The following is a 16,483-nucleotide window of genomic DNA, read 5'->3' as shown; positions in this document are numbered from 1 at the left end:
ATAGCGATGTATAGACAAGTCGCGATTTGGCTCTAAAGTTCGCGGCGCAGCGTCCTTGTTCGCCTCTTGCGCGGCCCCGCCCTTGCAGAACGCATCGCGAACGCCCATAGATGGGCCATGGCTGAACTCATCATCCGCCGGGGCCTTTCCGAACCCGACACCGACGGCACCTTTGTCCCCCACCGCCCTGCCCGCCCGCCCAAGGTCGAGGGCAGCCCGCCCTTGCGCATCATCAGCGATTACACGCCCAGCGGCGACCAGCCCACGGCGATTGCCGAACTGGTTCAGGGCATTGAGAGCGGCGATAAAACGCAGGTTTTGCTGGGCGTTACCGGCTCGGGCAAGACCTTCACCATGGCGCAGGTCATTCAGGCGACCCAGCGCCCCGCGCTGATCCTGGCGCCCAACAAAATTCTGGCCGCGCAATTGTATGGCGAGATGAAGAGCTTCTTCCCCGACAATGCGGTGGAATATTTCGTCTCCTATTACGATTACTATCAGCCCGAAGCCTATGTCGCGCGTTCGGACACCTATATCGAAAAGGAATCCAGCGTTAACGAGGCCATCGACCGGATGCGCCACTCGGCCACGCGCGCGCTGCTCGAACGCGAGGATGTCATCATCGTCGCCTCGGTGTCCTGCCTTTACGGCATCGGCTCGGTGGAAACCTATGCCGCGATGATCTTTGACCTCAAGGTCGGAGAATCGCAGGATCAGGGTGAGATCATCCGCAAACTGGTTGCGATGCAGTACAAGCGCAATGAGGTGGCCTTTGCGCGCGGCACGTTCCGCGTGCGCGGCGACAATCTGGAAATCTTCCCCAGCCACTATGAAGACATCGCGTGGCGCATCAGCTTTTTTGGCGATGAGGTTGAGGCGATCAGCGAATTCGACCCCCTGACCGGCAAGGCGGGGGCGAAACTGGACAAGATCCGCGTTTACGCCAACAGCCACCACGTCACCCCCGGCCCGACGATGAAGCAAGCGATGGAGGCGATCCGTTTCGAGCTTCAGGTGCGGCTGGAGGAGCTGAACGCGGAAGGCAAATTGCTGGAGGCCCAGCGCCTTGAACAGCGCACCAATTTCGACCTTGAGATGATCGCGGCGACCGGCAGTTGCGCAGGCGTTGAGAACTACTCCCGCTTCCTCTCGGGCCGCCTGCCGGGCGAACCGCCGCCGACCCTGTTCGAATATCTGCCCGACAATGCGCTGTTGTTCGTGGACGAAAGCCACCAGACCGTGCCCCAGATCAGCGCGATGGCGCGCGGGGACCATCGGCGCAAGATCACCCTGGCCGAATATGGCTTCCGCCTGCCCTCCTGCATCGACAACCGCCCGCTGCGCTTCAATGAATGGGACGCGATGCGCCCGCAAACCGTGGCCGTGTCCGCCACGCCGGGCGGATGGGAGATGGAACAGTCAGGCGGCGCCTTTGCCGAACAGGTGATCCGCCCCACGGGCCTCATCGATCCGCCGGTCGAAATCCGCCCGGTCGAGGATCAGGTGCAGGATTGCATCGTGGAATGCGGCAAGGCCGCTGCCTTGGGCTATCGCACTTTGGTCACCACTCTGACCAAACGTATGGCCGAGGATCTGACCGAGTTCATGCATGAGGCGGGCGTTCGGGTCCGCTATATGCACAGCGATGTCGAAACGCTCGAACGTATCGAGCTGATCCGCGACCTGCGCCTTGGGGTCTATGATGTCCTCATCGGCATCAACCTGCTGCGCGAAGGACTGGACATTCCCGAATGCGGGCTGGTCTGCATCCTCGACGCGGATAAAGAAGGCTTTCTGCGCTCGGAAACCTCGCTGGTGCAGACCATCGGGCGTGCGGCGCGCAATATCGATGGCCGCGTGATCCTCTATGCCGACCGCATGACCGGCAGCATGGAACGCGCCATCGCCGAAACCGACCGCCGCCGCGCCAAGCAACAGGCCTATAACGAGGCCCACGGCATCACGCCCCAAAGCATCAAGCGCAACATCCACGACATCGTCGCCGATACAGCCTCGCGTGATGGGGTGCTGGTCGATATCGAGGATGATGGCGTCAACAACCTCGTCGGCCACAACCTGCGCGCCTATATCGAGGACCTCGAAAAGCGCATGCGCACCGCCGCCGCCGACCTCGAATTCGAGGAAGCAGGCCGGTTGCGCGACGAAATCAGGCGGCTGGAGGCTACCGAACTTGGCCTGCCCGAGGGTGAGCGCAAGGCGCCCATCGTCGGGCGGTCGAATGAGGGCAAGCCGGGGACGCGCAAGACGCGGTATGGGAAGCAGCAGAAGAAGTGGGGGAAGTGAGAGGTTAGGGGGCCTCCGGCGGGCAAAGGGCGGGGGCCCTTTGCAGTCCCGTTAATATCTGAGTTGCGCTACGGGTTCGGCCTTGCGTGCCGGACGCGAGGCTTGGAATTGAAAGCCTACGGCGCCGATCGGCGCAACGTCCCGCGCCGCAGGCTTTAAAACCATGCCAAAAGACGCCACCCAACAAGCCACACACCACCAATACCGGGATTGTTAAGGGCCCCCGCCCTTAACCCGCCGGAGGCATCAAACCTCACAACTTCCCAAACTTCGCCTCATACCCTGCCACATCCCCGGCAGCCAGAAACCCCGCCTGCGCCACCCACTGATCCCGTGTGGCGCGGCCGGCAAAGGTGCCCAACTGCGCATCGATCGCCACGATATCAGCCTCGCTCCACGCGGCGATCTGGGCAAAACTGACCACGCCCAGTTCGGCAAGACGCGCTTTCAGCTTGGGCCCCAGTCCCTTGATGCGGGTCAGGTCGTCGGTCTGGGTTGCGGCTTCCTGCGCGGCCACGGCCTCGGCCAGATCGCCGAAAGCATCCGGCTCAACCTCGGTTTTGACCGCCACTTCGGCCACCGGTTCGGCCGCGCCCAGCGACACGGTCGAGGCGGCGCTCGGCGCATTGATCAGCGCGGAGTTGCGCTGCGCCGGCCCCACGCCCTCGTCCAGAGCATCGGGCGCGCGATGGCGCTCGCGCGTCTTGCCGCGCCCGCGCAGCAGCAGACCCGCCAGCAGCACCAGCAGAACCACCGCACCGACGATCACCAGAGGATAGGACTGGAACAACTCAACCATCAAAACGCCTCACACATCAATCAATTACGCGGCCTGCTCGCCCTTCTGGCGGCGAAACAGCAAGCGGTCCGCCGGGCCAAAGCCGAGCCGCCAGATCACCAGACAGTAAAGCCCCAGAATCGCCGGAATGCCCAGAGCAATCTGTGCCCATTCCGGCAAAAACCGCACCACCGCCCAGCCCAGCGCGCCTGCTGCCACAGCGGCGGCAAACAGCGACCAGCGCAGCGTCTCGACCTTATAGCCCAGATGCCATTGCAGCAGCCGCGACTTGACCAGACTGGCGATGGAGAGCGTGACCATCAGCGCGCCTGCGGCAGAGGCAGCCTGATCCATCTCGTCGAAATAGAAGCCGCCCGAAATCAACATGCCCGCCAGCGTGAAAATCGCCTGAAGCCCGATCGTGGCCAGCGAGAGCCAGAGATTGCGCAAGGGGGCGATATAGATCAGCGCCGCCTCACTGACGACCGCTGGCGCGGCGCAGACCTCAGCGCCCAGCAGAAAAGCCAGCGCCAGCATCCCGCCGGTAAATTGCGGGCCCACCAGCCCCAGCACCCCGTCCCCCGGAATGCCCAGCGCCAGCGCGATCCCCGCCTGAGCAGCCGTGATCCAGAAGCCCACCTGGCACACCTGCCGGGCAATCGCCTCCAGATTGCCTTCCTTCAGATTGCGCGTGATGACCGGGCCAAGGATCGGCTCGAAACTGGTTTTCAGCTTTTGCGGCAGGCTGGCGACCTGCTGCGCCACGTAATAGACGCCGACCGAAGTGGGTGTGGCGAACATGCCAAGGATGGCGATGTCGATACGCCGCGTGCCCCATTCCACCGCATCGGCCACGGCCAGCGGCATGGTGTTGAGCGCAAGCCGCCCGATCCGCAACGGATGCGGCGTCCAGTCCAGCGGCAGGCCATAGGAACGCAGCAGCGGCAGCGCCGCCGAGAGCATCGCAGCCGACACCGAAACCACATAGGACAATGTCAGCCCGCTCGCGCCCAGATGGGTCCACCAGCCTTGCGTGCCGCCCCATTTGCCCGCCGCCCAGAACACGCCCGCCGCGATGGAGAGCGTCCATGGCTCGATCACCGAACGCGCGCGCACCGTCGCGCCCACGTCAAAACGATAGGCCAGCGCGGCCAGCGCAATGTCGGTCAACGCCGTTGGCGCGATGGCCAGCACCAGCCAGCGATCCAGCGCGGAAAATTCGCCCGAGGGGAACATCGGCCATGGGAAAAGGAACAGCCCCAGCGTGACGGGCAGCGCGATCAGCACGGTCAGCACCACGCCATCGGCGATCACATGGGCCGCATCGCGATCATCATCGGACAATCTTTGCGCAATCCCGCGCTTTTGCCCCAGCGTGCAAAGCTGCGAGGCCAGTTCGATTACCACCAGCGCCGAGGCAAACCGCCCCAGCGCATCGGCGCCATACAAACGCCCGGCGATAAACAAAAACGGCAGACGCGCGGCCAGACGCAGCAGGAACCCAAAGAAATTGGTCCGCCCGCCTTTCGCCAGCGTGTTGAGATCGCGGTTGACCACTTCGTCCAGCGCAGCGCCGGACGAGGATGCGGCACCCGGGGCGGCCGCATCGGTCAGGGGGAGGGCAGCAGGTTGACTCAAGCAAAACTCCCGTGCGCCGGGGTATCATCCCCCGGCTCGGAACGATCCGCCAGCTCGGCCTTCAAAGGCCTTGCCAACAGATCCGACACCACCGCCCCTGCCGGCACTTCCCCCGAAAGCAAACGACAGACGGCATCGACAATCGGCATGGCGATTCCGGCCCGATGGGCCAGATCCGCCAAAACCGGGGCAGTATGCGCGCCCTCCGCAACGCTGGATTTCCCCGAAAGCGCCTGAGCAGCGCTCTGCCCTTGGCCCAACGCCTTGCCAAGCGAATAATTGCGACTGGCGGTGCTGGCGCAGGTCAGGATGAGATCGCCAAGTCCGCACAGGCCCGAAAGCGTCTCGGCCCTCGCCCCGCGCGCCACGCCAAAACGCAGCATCTCGGCATAGCCGCGCGCGATCAGCGCCGCGCGCGCATTCTCGCCCAGCCCCAAACCTTCGACCACACCGCAAGCAATCGCCAACACGTTTTTTACCGCCCCGCCAATTTCCGCACCCACAACGTCGGGCGAATAATACGGGCGGAAAGCTGCACGGGCGATGACTGGCGAAAGGCGTTGCCATTGTTCCTCGCCGCCCGAACAGGCCAGCGTGATCGCGGTGGGCAATCCCACCGCCACCTCGCGGGCAAAAGTGGGGCCGGACAGGACCGCGATCTGCGCCGAAGGCTGAACCGCAGCGGCAACATCGGCCATCAGCCGCCCCGTGCCCGCCTCGATCCCCTTGGAACACAGCACCAGATCGCGCGGGGCATCGGCCAGACCGGCCAGCACGCCCCCCATGAACTGCGCCGGGCACACCACCAGAATCGTCGACAGATCCGCCAGTTCGCCCATATCGCAGGTCGCGCGCACAGACGCAGCAATGGTCACGCCGGGCAGATAGGTCGCATTGGTCCGCCGCCCATTGATCTCCTCGACCAGCGCGGCCTCACGCGCCCACAGGATCGCGGGCGTGCCGTCGCCGGCCACCATTTGCGCCAAAGCCGTGCCCCATGCGCCGGCGCCAATGATGCCAACGGCGCTCACGCCTTCACCCCCGCCCCGCGTGCAGGCGCGGCATCAGGGTCAAGCGGCCAGCGCGGCCTTGCGGCAAAATCGAGCGGATCGCTGATCCCCATGGCGAAACGTTCAACGCCCGCCCATGCGATCATCGCGGCATTATCGGTGCAAAGTTTCAACGGCGGCGCGACAAAGCGCAGACCAGCCCCCGCCGCCAGGCCTTCGAGCGCGGCGCGCACCGCCTTGTTGGCCGCCACGCCCCCGGCTACGACCAGCGCCGTCACATCGCCAGCGGCCGCCATCGCGCGCTTCGTGCGATCCACCACGCAGTCCAGAGCGGCCTGCTGGAAACTCGCGGCCAGATCGGCCTGCGAATACTGCCCCGTTTCATAGGCGCGCAAAACCGCGCTTTTCAGGCCCGCAAAGGAGAAATGCGGCTCGGCCCCGCCCAACAGCGGACGCGGCAGAGGCACAGCGCGCGGATTGCCCTCCAGCGCCAGCCTTTCCACCGCAGGCCCGCCCGGATAGCCCAGACCCAGCACCTTGGCGGTCTTGTCAAACGCCTCGCCCAGCGCATCGTCGATGGTGGTGGCAAGGCGGGTGTAATCGCCCACGCCATTGACGCGCAGCAATTGACAATGCCCCCCGCTGACCAGCAGCAGCAGATAGGGATAGGCAAGCTCGCTATCGGCCAGACGCGGCGAGAGCGCGTGGCCTTCCAAATGGTTGATCGCCAGCAGCGGCTTGTCCGCCGCCATCGCCAGCGCCTTGGCCGTGACCAGCCCGACCATCACCCCGCCTATCAGCCCCGGCCCCGCCGTGGCCGCAATCGCATCAACATCGCCAAGGCTCAACCCGGCATCCGCCAGCGTGCCCTCGACCATCGGCGCCAGCCTTTCGGCATGGGCGCGCGCGGCGATTTCGGGCACCACGCCGCCATAGGGGCGATGCTCTTCGTCCTGACTGGCGATGCGCTGGGCCAGAATCACCCGGCCATCGGTGACCAGCGCCACCGCGGTTTCATCGCAGGATGATTCGATACCCAGAATAATCTTCAAGGGTTTGGCCACCCGTCCTCATGCGTTCTGCGCTTCCCCTTAGCGAGATTGCAGTTTAGCACAACCCACCATGCCTGAATCACCAGAAACCCAAAACCGCATTTTGCGCCTTGGCACCCGTGCCTCCCCCCTCGCCATGGCCCAGGCCTATGAGACACGCGCCCGGCTTTGCGCCGCCCATGGCTGGGATGAAAGCGCAGTGGAAATCGTGCCCGTCACCGCCAGCGGGGACAAGGTGCTCGACCGCCCGTTGGCCGATATTGGCGGAAAAGCCCTGTGGACCAAGGAACTGGACCTGTGGCTGCACGAAGGCGTGATCGACTTTGCGGTCCACAGCCTCAAAGATGTGGAAACCATCCGCCCCGACTGGCTGACCATCGCCGCGATCCTCCCGCGTGAGGATGTGCGCGACTGTCTGGTGGGCGCGGCCAGCATCGCGGCCCTGCCCCATGGGGCGCGGCTGGGCACCAGCGCGCCGCGCCGCGCGGCGCAGGCGCTCAACCTGCGGCCCGATCTCAAAATCGTGCCCTTTCGCGGCAATGTCGCTACGCGCCTTGGCAAGCTGGCCGCCGGAGAGGCAGATGCCACGCTGCTGGCCATGGCGGGCCTCAACCGGCTGGATCAGGCCGATGCGGGCACCCCGCTGGAGGCTGACGAATGGCTGCCTGCGCCAGGCCAGGGGGCCATCGCCATCGAATGCCGCACCGATGATGCCGCCACGCGCGCCTTGCTGGCCGCCATTGACCATGCCGACAGCCGCATCGCCGTGCTGGCCGAGCGCGCCTTACTGGCAGGGCTTGGCGGCACATGCCATTCGGCCATCGCCGTGCGCACCGTTCAGCAATCCGGCAGTTGGCATCTGCTAGCCAGCCTGTTCAGCCCCGATGGCGCGGATCGAATCGACGGACAGACCGCCTTTGCCGCGCTCGACCACAGCCCGATTACCGCTCTGGCCGCCGATCTCCTGTCACGGGCGCCTGATACGATTGCTATGCATTTTTCCGGAGCCGCCACAACTTTATGAATCCCCCCATCGTGATCCTGCGCCCCGAACCGGGCGCCAGCGCATCGTTGCAGGCCGCGATGACGTTGGGGCTGGATGCCTATGCCTTTGCGCTGTTCACCACCGTGGAGCGCGCATGGGATGCCCCTGCGCCCGATACCTTCGATGCGCTGCTGCTGGGCAGCGCCAATGCGCTGCGCCATGGCGGAGCGGGGCTGGCGGCCTATGCGGGCAAACCGGCCTATTGCGTGGGCGATGTTACCACGCAGGCGGCGGTGTCGCACGGGCTGACCATCGCGGGCCCCATTGCAGGCAGGGGACATGGCGGGCTTCAGGATGTGCTGGACAAGGTTTCAGGCCACCCCCGCCTTTTGCGCCTGTCGGGCGAGGAGCGGGTGGCGCTGTCCCCTCCCCCCGGCGTGACGGTGGAGGAGCGGGTGGTCTATGCCAGCCTGCCCGCGCCCATGCCGGCGGAGCTGGCACGGCTGCTGTCAGTGGCGGCGTTGCCCGCCATCGTCGTGCTGCTGCATTCGGGCGCGGCCGCGCGCCATTTTATCGCGGAATGCGCCCGGCTGGACCTGTCGCGGGCGCGGATCTTCGCGGTCACCATCGGACCGCGCGTCACCCAAATCTGCGATGAAGCGGGGGGCTGGCGCGATGTGTTGACTGCATCTGAGCCCAGCGATGCGGCCATGCTGGCATTGGCGCGGCAAACGTGCCACACTGAAACGGGTTTGGGTGGCACTGGTTTGGATGGGGGTCTGGCCGGACAATGAACGAGGAATATCCCAATCAGCCGCGCGCCGAAAAGCGGGCAGGCTGCGCCGGGCGGGCGGTCGCTTTCGCGCTGGTCTTTGCGCTGGGCGCGGGAGTGACGGGCTTTGCCGGGTGGCAGATGGGTTGGATGCATCATGGCATCATGCCGATGATGGTCACCAATGCGCCAACCATCAGCCCCGTTGGCGAGGCGCAGATGAATGCGCGCATCGCCACGCTCGATCAAAAGCTGCGCGCCATCGAAACGCAGGCCGCGCTGGCCAGCGGTCAGGCCGGGCGCGCCGAAGCGCTGCTGGTTTCCATCGCCACGCGCCGCGCCATCGAACGAGGCACGCCGCTGGGCTATCTGGAGGGGCAATTGCGCATCCGCTTTGGCGAGGCGCTGCCTCAGGTGGTCAATGGTGTGATCGCCTTTGGCCGCGCGCCGATCACGCAGGACCGGCTCTCGGCCCAGCTTGACGTGCTGGCCCAGCAATTGACGGGCCCCGAGGAGCAGCAAAGCACATGGTCCAAGGTACAGCGCGATCTGTCGGGCCTGTTTGTGCTGCATAGCGAGACGCGCCCCGCCGCGCCCGATCCCAGGATGCGGCTCGACCATGCCCGCCTGTGCCTGCGCGAGGGGCGGATCGAGGACGCGATTGCCGACGTGCGCCTGTTGCCGGGCGCCAAGGCCGCACAGGGCTGGATTGCGGACGCACAGCGCTATGCCGCCGCGATGCATGCGCTTGATGCTTTGGATACATCCGCGCTGCTCGAACCCAAGGGGCTGCGCGATGGTCAGGGGCGGTTGATCGAACAGGCCAGCCCGCTGGCGGGGCCTGCTCAGGTAGCGCCCTCTCCGGCGCCTACGCCCTCCCCTGCCAAGCCTTAACGCAGCAGGCTGGGCAACTGGCCCGAAAGGCCGCGCGCCTCGTTCATGAAGAAGGTTTTCAGGCTTGGCATCCGCTGCACCGCGCCCATGCCAAGCCGGCGAACCGCGCTGGCCGTGCGCCCCGGCACGCCGAACAGGCGCACGATGCCGTCCATCACGCTCATTGTCGTGAAATTGTCCAGCGCGCGCCAGTTTTCATAGCGCTTCAACACCTGCGCATCGCCCGGCTCCAGCCCAAGGCGCATGCTCTGCGCCAAGACCTCGACCAAAGCGCCCACATCGCGCAGGCCAAGGTTGAGCCCCTGTCCGGCAATCGGGTGCATCCCATGCGCCGCATCGCCCACCAGCGCCAGACGGTCGCCCACGATGCGCGTGGCGTTCTGATAGGTCAGCGGATAGGCCATGCGCCGCGCGATCAGTTCGATCCCGCCGAACATGCCCTGCATCCGCTTTTCGATCTCGGCCACAAAGGTCGCGTCAGACAGCGCCTTGACCCCGGCGGCATCCTTGGTCGGCACGGTCCAGACCAAAGCGCTGCGATGCACGCGGCCCGAGGCGGTCGGTTTCTTCAGATCGAGCAGCGGCAGCAGCGCAAAAGGCCCCGCCGCATAGAAGATTTCCCACGCCACATTGTCATGCGGCCGATCATGGGCCAGCGCGGTGACGATGGCGGTGTGGTGATAATCCCATGCGACCAGGCCGATGCCATCCTCCTCGCGGGTCGGGCTGCGGCGTCCCTCGGCGCCAACCAGCAGATTGCCCGGCAGGACGCGCCCGTCCGACAAGGTGGCCGATACGCCATGCGGCCCGCGCTCGCGCTTCACCACATCGGCCTTGGTATGCCATGCGATATTGGGCTCATGCCGTGCGGCCTCGAACAGGGCGAGGCGGATGTCGCGATTGGAATACATCCGGCCCAGTGTGCCTTCATTAGCCTTGGGGCGGAAATCGATGCGGCCCGGCTTGTGTTGATCGGTCACGGCAATCGATTCAATCGGGCAGCCCAGCGGGGCCAGCACATCGCCAAGACCAATATTGGCAAACAGGTTCCAGCTTGCCGCGCTGATCGCCGAGGCGCGGCCATCGACGCCCTCCGCGGTCAGATCAGCGGGGTCCTCGCGCTCAACCACATGGGATGTGATACCCTGTTTGGCAGCGGCCAGCGCCAGCGTCATGCCGACAAGGCCGCCCCCCAGAATAACCAGATCTTTGGACGGCAAAACGGTGCCGGATTCGAGAGCGGAGTCGGGATGGCTGTTCATGCCATCCCGCTACGCCTGTTGTGCCTCAGCGGCAAGTGTCCGCTGGGCCACCGTCAACATCAAGACAGCGCCCGTCGAACGAGCCTTCGGGCACTTTCAGCCCGATCATTGCCGCCAGCGTGGGGGCAATATCAACCGTTTCGACCGGCTGAGGCTGTTCCATACCCTTCACGCCCTTGCGCCAGAAGATCATCGGCACGCGGCGGTCATAGTCCCAGATACTGCCATGGGTGGTGACATAGCCGGGGCCGGCCTTGGGCATGGCGATGATCGCGCGGCGCAGCGCGGCATAGACCTGACCCGAGCGGGTCGGGTCAAACGAAGCGCGGGCGCGCTGGATCAGGCTCCAGTCCTGGGGATGGCCATGGGGATAGGGGGTCGCGGCAATCTCATCGGCGGTAAAGACGGCCTCGACCTGTGGATGGGCCTTCAAGCGGGCCACCAGCTTCTCACTGACCTTGGCGCGTTCCTCGGGCGTCAATTGCGGGCTGATCCAGTAATCGCCGCCCACGCCGTCCGAACAGACGATATTGCCCGCTACATCGGGGCCGAGATTGCATGCAGGCAAAGGCTTGGTGATGCCCAGTTCGGCGGCAATCGCGCGGCCCAGAGTTTCCCCGCTCAGCGCAGCATCGCCGCGCCCGGCCTCGGGCACGCCCTGTTCGCGCAGGCGTTCGGGCAGGTCGATCCCGCCATGGTCGGCCGAGAGCATCACGGCATAATCCACGCCCGAAGCGTCCAGCTTGGCAAAGAATGCGCCAAGCTTCTGGTCCAGCTCATGCTGCTGGATGCACATTTCCAGACCCTCGGTGCCATAGGCATGGCCGACATAGTCATTGGCCGAAAGGCTGACCGAGAGAATATCGGGAGCAGCACCCTTGCCCAACTTCATCGAGGTGAGCAGCGAGGCGGCCAGATCGAGCGTGGCGGCATCGGCGCGCGGCGAGATGCGGAGCTGGTCGGCGGGCTTCACCTTGCCCTTGGGGTCGAGCACGAAGCGGCCGGTGCCCACCGTCACGGCCCCTGCGTTAACCGCCCGATCGCGCGAGCCGCACCACGCCGGAACCGCCATCGCGGGCGCGCCCTTGGCCAGCAGCGCCTTGAGCCCATCGTTCAATTTCAACACTTCGGGCGGCAAAGGCGCGCCGACAAAGCTGGTATAGGCCCCGCGATCATACCAGAAGGCGGCATCGATCTGATGCCCGCCCATCATCACCACGGCGCGATCCTTGGTCGAAACGGCAACATTGCGGCTGGCGGGCCATTGCTTCTTGGCCCATTCGCCCAAGGTCGGCACCTTGAGATGCACCGAGGAAACAAAGGGCTTCGAGGTCGAGCTTTCGGGCTTGCTCTCATCCTCGACGCAGTAAACCTTCTTTTCGGCGCGCGCCGCCGACAGATCGACCCATGTATTGGCAATAATGCCCGTGCGCGCCGGATGGGCGCCCGTCATCAGCGTCGAATGGCCGGGGCAGGTTTCGGTGGCCGCGTGGCTCTGGAAACCGGCGGGGAACACCGCACCCTTCAGCAGGCGGGCGAGGCCGCCGGTGTAGTGTTCGCGATATTCGGCAAACAGATCGGCGCTGAACTGGTCCACCGAGATGGCGACAATCAGCTTGGGCGCGGGCAATTGCGCATCGGCGGCGGGGGCCGGTGCCTCCTTGGCCATGGCCGGGGCGGCGACAAGAGAAAGCGCCAATGCGGCAAGACACGACTTATGAGAAATGGCAATGGATCGGGCCACGGGGCTTTCCTTGCAAAATGTTTCGTTCGGCGGCAGGGGTAGGTGATGGCGCGTGGGCAGGATTTTCGCAAGTGCGAGAACCACCTTTGCCACAAGCCTGCCTGCCCCCGACGGAGAAGACGATTGATGACCGCCCCCGCCTTGCATCGCCATGTTGCGCCTTTATGGCAAGGCATCCTGTTCTTGCTGGCGATTTTGGGATTGAGCGCGCCCTTGCGGGCGGCGGATGCGCCCCCCAATGCGCAGACGGCCAATCATATTGCCGCGCAATTGATCGCCGAACATGGCGTCGCGCCGGGCGGCACGGTGACGCTGGCCATCCATTTCACGCCGGAAAAAACCTATCACGGCTATTGGCAGAACCCCGGCGATGCGGGACTGGGCACGGTTCTGACATGGACCGGGCCGGGCAAGGCGGGGACGCCGTCCTATCCGGTGCCTGAAACGCTGCTGATTTCCGGGCTGATGAATCATGTCTATCAATCCGATTTCGCATTGCTGGTGCCGTATACAGCGCCTGCCGATGCAAAACCGGGCAGCGAGATGCCGCTGAAGCTCAAGGCCGACTGGCTGGCCTGCACCGATACGATGTGCGTGCCCGAATCAGGCGAGATGAGCGCGGTGGTAAAAATCACGGCGGCGGGGGCCGAAGGCGCCTCCGATCCGCGCTTTGATGCATGGCGCGCGAAATTGCCCGCCCCGCTGGGTGCGGCGGCGCATTGGGCGATTGCGGGCGACACTTTACGCCTCGCCATCCCCTTTCCCGCCAGCGGCAAGGTGGACAATCCGCATTTCTTCCCCGCTTCTGAAAACGCCATCGCCTATGCCGCGCCGCAGAGCTTTTCGCGCAAGGGCGACATGCTGATCGTCACGCTGAAACGCGCAGGGCAAGGGGCTCTCAAAGACCTGTCGGGCGTGCTGCGGCTGAACGGCGCGGGCGATGGGGTTGAGGTATCGGCCTCGCAAGGCGCGGTGCCCGCCGATGGCGAACCCATCGCCACGGGCGAGAGCAAGGGGCCGGAACTGCCCGCGCTGCCATGGCTGATCCTTGCCGCGCTGGCGGGCGGGCTGTTGCTCAACATCATGCCCTGCGTGTTTCCGATCCTCTCCTTGAAGGCGCTCTCGCTGGCCCGCGCGGGCGAATCGCAGGCCGAGGCGCGCGCCGAGGGGATCTTCTATTCCGCAGGCGTGATCGTTGCCTGCTCGTTGCTGGGCGCGCTGCTGCTCTCGCTGCGCGCGGGCGGCGAGCAAGTCGGCTGGGCGTTCCAGCTTCAGGAGCCGGGCGTGGTGGCCGCGCTGCTGATGCTGGCCGTGGCGATCACAGCCAATCTGCTGGGCCTGTTTGAATTTTCGGTGCCGGGCTTTGCCTCGCATGGCGCGGGTGTGTCAAAAGGCAATTCGGCGCGCTCAGCCTTTGCCACCGGCCTGCTGGCGGCCTTTGTCGCCACGCCCTGCACCGGGCCGTTCATGGCCAGCGCGATGGGCGCGGCGCTCCTTCTGCCGATCCCGGCGGCAATGCTGCTCTTCGCTTCGCTGGGTCTGGGCATTGCGCTGCCGTTTCTGGCGATTGCCTTTGTGCCCGCGCTGCGCCGCGCGCTGCCGCGTCCGGGAGCGTGGATGAACTGGTTCCGCCGCGCGATGGCGGTGCCGATGGGGCTGACGGCGCTGGGCCTGTTGTGGCTGGCCTCGCGGCTGGGCGGCAATGGCTTTGCGGGCTTCTGCCTCGTGCTGGCGATTGTTTTGCTGGCGGTGCTGGCCATGCTCGGCGATGGGCAGCGCAAGGGGCTGGGCCGGGGCGTCAAGGCGCTGGGCCTGATCGCGGCGGGCGCGGTCGCGGCGGCGATCATCATGCCGCGCACGATCCAGCACCCCGGCGATGAAGGCGCCGACCTGCTGGGCGCGCAGGCCTTCAGCGAGGCCGCCCTTGGCGCCGCGCTGGGCAGCGGCCAGCCCGCCTTCGTCTATTTCACCGCCGACTGGTGCCTGACATGCAAGGTCAACGAACGTGTCGCCATCGAGCGCGAAGAAACCCGCGAGGCCTTCGCCAAAGCGGGCGTCAAAGTGTTCAAGGGCGACTGGACCCGCCGCGACCCGGCCATCACGCGATACCTGACCGCCCATGGCGCAGCCGGCGTGCCGCTCTACGTCTGGTATCCCAAGGGCGCGAAACAACCCAGCCAGTTGCCGCAGGTCCTGGGCCCCGAAACACTGGCCGAACTGGCGCGCGGCGCAAAATCGTAGAGCAGGGCAGATTGCCCATCATGTTTTGACAACGATCAAGGTGGGGAGCAGCGGTTTTCGCTAATCAAGCATCAAGACCGGCGGGGTTTCGAACTGAAACTCCACCAGACTTTAAGACTTTCTCCCCACCTTGGGCGGTTTCCTTTACGGATGCCGCCCATCTTTTTATGTGGCTTAGAGGATTTATGCCTCCGGCGGGCAAAGGGACTTGTCCCTTTGCAATCCCGTTACTGGGTTGCGGGAGGTTGGCGATGCTGCGTGTTGTGCGATGGTTGCAAAAGCCTGCGGCGCGGCAAGGTTACGCTGTTCAGCGCCGCAGGCTTTGAATTTCATACGCCGCGTCCGACACCCAAGGCCGACCGCTTAGCGCAACAAAGACAGTATCGGGATTGTTAAGGGCCCCCGCCCTTAACCCGCCGGAGGCACAAAACCCTCAAACCGCCGAAGAAAACTTCTTCCCCGAATCCACTCGATAGGGATCGAACAAAGCCGCAATCGTGCGCGCATAGGGCAGCCCGCCCGGCAGGATCGCCAGACGCCCCGCATCCAGCCGCGCCAGCCCACGCTCGATAAAGGGTGCCAATGCCCCCCGCAGCGCCGCCGCCAGTTCGCCGCCGATCTCAGCCTCGCCCTGACACAGCAGCGCCTCGATGATCGCGCCGCGCTTTTGGTCGTCGGCGCTGCGGCGGATACCGCCAACGCCCGTCAGCCGGTCCTGTGAGAGAAGCATGCGATAGCGCCCGGCGTTCTTCTCGTTCTGGATGATCCGGTCGGGGAAGCAGGAGATGGCCGAAGCCCCCAGCCCGATCAGAACCGGCGCCGTATCCTCGGTAAAGCCCTGAAAATTGCGATGAAGCCGCCCCGCCACGGTCGCCTGCGCGATGGCATCGCCGGGCAATGCGAAATGGTCGAAGCCCACCGGCTGATAACCGGCATCGACAAGGTAATCATGCCCGCGCGCGGCCATCATGAAACGCTCGTCCTGACCCGGCAGGTTCTGCGCGTCGATCCGGCGCTGGCGCGGCAGCATATGCGGCACATGGGCATAACCGAACAGCGCGATCCGGTCCGCGCCCAGATCGCAGGCCCGCTCAAGGCTTTCCTCCACCATGTCCCAATCCTGCCCCGGCAGGCCATACATCAGGTCATAATTGAGCGAATTGACCCCTGCACGACGCAGCATGGTGGTGGCTCGCTCGATCATCTCGCCCGGCTGGATCCGGCCGATGGCCGCCTGCAACGTGGGCGAAAAGGTCTGCACGCCAAGGCTCGCCCGCGTGATGCCCACGAAACTCAGCACATCGCCCCAATCCTGCGTCAGCGTACGCGGATCGAGTTCGATCGACCAGACCGGATTGTCCAGACTGAAATGCACAGTGATCGCATCGACCAGCCGGACGAAATCGGTCGGGCTGATCGCATTGGGGCTGCCCCCGCCAAAGGCGATGCGGCGCACCTTGATCCGCCCGTCCAGTCGAGGCCCGACAATCGCGATCTCGCGCGTCAGCGCGTCCAGATAGGAGGCCAGCCTCTGCCTTTTGCCCGATGCCCCGGTGTTGCACCCGCAATACCAGCAGATCTGCTCACAATAGGGGATGTGGATATAGAGCGAAACCTCGCCCACCGTGGCGCGCAACGCCTCATCAAGCGCATCCGCGCCAATGGCGGGGGTGAACTCCGCTGCGGTGGGATAGCTGGTGTAACGCGGCACAGGCCGTTCCAGCAGTTCAGGATGATAAGGCCACATGGGGATCGTAATGCCCGCGCGCCGGGCCGCTTTCTTTGCGCGCGATCAAGCGTGCG

The 16,483-nt window shown here is 65.2% G+C and carries 12 protein-coding genes; 5 read left to right on the top strand and 7 right to left on the bottom strand.

From position 1 onward, the window contains the following. Positions 1 to 117 precede the first annotated feature (117 nt). A complete protein-coding gene (gene uvrB / locus FHW96_RS18805) occupies positions 118 to 2,304 on the top strand; it encodes an excinuclease ABC subunit UvrB (protein WP_172342117.1) in 2,187 nt (728 codons plus the stop codon). A gap of 253 nt (positions 2,305 to 2,557) precedes the next feature. Here the strand turns inward: uvrB and FHW96_RS18800 are convergent, their stop codons facing one another. From FHW96_RS18800 to tsaD, 4 genes are all read right to left on the bottom strand, one after another. Continuing rightward, positions 2,558 to 3,103, bottom strand: a complete 546-nt coding sequence (locus tag FHW96_RS18800; protein WP_172342116.1) for a hypothetical protein — start codon at positions 3,101 to 3,103, stop codon at positions 2,558 to 2,560. 24 nt (positions 3,104 to 3,127) lie between these two features. Next, the gene (locus tag FHW96_RS18795) at positions 3,128 to 4,639 is read right to left on the bottom strand and encodes a lipopolysaccharide biosynthesis protein (RefSeq protein ID WP_371815754.1); all 1,512 of its coding nucleotides are present in this window, start codon (positions 4,637 to 4,639) and stop codon (positions 3,128 to 3,130) included. Between the two features lie 77 nt (positions 4,640 to 4,716). Then, on the bottom strand, positions 4,717 to 5,751 hold the full coding sequence (locus tag FHW96_RS18790; RefSeq protein WP_172342114.1) for an NAD(P)H-dependent glycerol-3-phosphate dehydrogenase: 1,035 nt from the start codon (positions 5,749 to 5,751) through the stop codon (positions 4,717 to 4,719). After that, complete coding sequence (gene tsaD, locus FHW96_RS18785; protein WP_172342113.1) at positions 5,748 to 6,782, bottom strand: tRNA (adenosine(37)-N6)-threonylcarbamoyltransferase complex transferase subunit TsaD; 1,035 nt, start codon at positions 6,780 to 6,782, stop codon at positions 5,748 to 5,750. The genes FHW96_RS18790 and tsaD overlap by 4 nt, the downstream gene beginning before the upstream one ends. 70 nt (positions 6,783 to 6,852) lie before the next feature. Here tsaD and hemC point away from each other — a divergent pair, with 70 nt between their 5' ends. The 3 genes from hemC to FHW96_RS18770 are packed head-to-tail and all read left to right on the top strand — an operon-like array spanning position 6,853 to position 9,433. Next, positions 6,853 to 7,806, top strand: coding sequence for a hydroxymethylbilane synthase (hemC, locus tag FHW96_RS18780; protein WP_172342112.1), 954 nt, complete (start codon positions 6,853 to 6,855; stop codon positions 7,804 to 7,806). After that, entirely contained in the window at positions 7,803 to 8,561 is a 759-nt protein-coding gene (locus FHW96_RS18775) for a uroporphyrinogen-III synthase (protein WP_172342111.1), read from the top strand. The genes hemC and FHW96_RS18775 overlap by 4 nt, the downstream gene beginning before the upstream one ends. After that, positions 8,558 to 9,433, top strand: coding sequence for a hypothetical protein (locus tag FHW96_RS18770; protein ID WP_172342110.1), 876 nt, complete (start codon positions 8,558 to 8,560; stop codon positions 9,431 to 9,433). The genes FHW96_RS18775 and FHW96_RS18770 overlap by 4 nt, the downstream gene beginning before the upstream one ends. On the opposite strand, the gene FHW96_RS18765 is transcribed toward FHW96_RS18770, so the two are convergent. Together FHW96_RS18765 and FHW96_RS18760 are read right to left on the bottom strand one after the other, a co-directional pair. Next, a complete protein-coding gene (locus tag FHW96_RS18765) occupies positions 9,430 to 10,695 on the bottom strand; it encodes an FAD-dependent monooxygenase (RefSeq protein WP_172342109.1) in 1,266 nt (421 codons plus the stop codon). The genes FHW96_RS18770 and FHW96_RS18765 overlap by 4 nt on opposite strands. Before the next feature lie 25 nt (positions 10,696 to 10,720). Next, positions 10,721 to 12,364 carry an alkaline phosphatase family protein gene (locus tag FHW96_RS18760; protein ID WP_172342108.1) on the bottom strand — a complete coding sequence of 548 codons (1,644 nt, stop codon included), beginning with the start codon at positions 12,362 to 12,364 and terminating at the stop codon, positions 10,721 to 10,723. Positions 12,365 to 12,565: 201 nt separating this feature from the next. Between FHW96_RS18760 and FHW96_RS18755 the strand changes: the two genes are divergently transcribed. After that, complete coding sequence (locus tag FHW96_RS18755; RefSeq protein ID WP_172342107.1) at positions 12,566 to 14,680, top strand: protein-disulfide reductase DsbD; 2,115 nt, start codon at positions 12,566 to 12,568, stop codon at positions 14,678 to 14,680. Between the two features lie 433 nt (positions 14,681 to 15,113). Here FHW96_RS18755 and FHW96_RS18750 read toward each other — a convergent pair whose 3' ends face one another. Further along, positions 15,114 to 16,427 carry a radical SAM protein gene (locus FHW96_RS18750; RefSeq protein ID WP_172342106.1) on the bottom strand — a complete coding sequence of 438 codons (1,314 nt, stop codon included), beginning with the start codon at positions 16,425 to 16,427 and terminating at the stop codon, positions 15,114 to 15,116. Positions 16,428 to 16,483: the final 56 nt, after the last annotated feature.

The sequence above is a fragment of the Novosphingobium sp. SG751A genome (assembly GCF_013149295.1).
GTDB lineage: Bacteria > Pseudomonadota > Alphaproteobacteria > Sphingomonadales > Sphingomonadaceae > Novosphingobium.
Note: the sequence above shows the minus strand (reverse complement) of the source record. Positions and strands in the feature narration are given on the sequence as shown.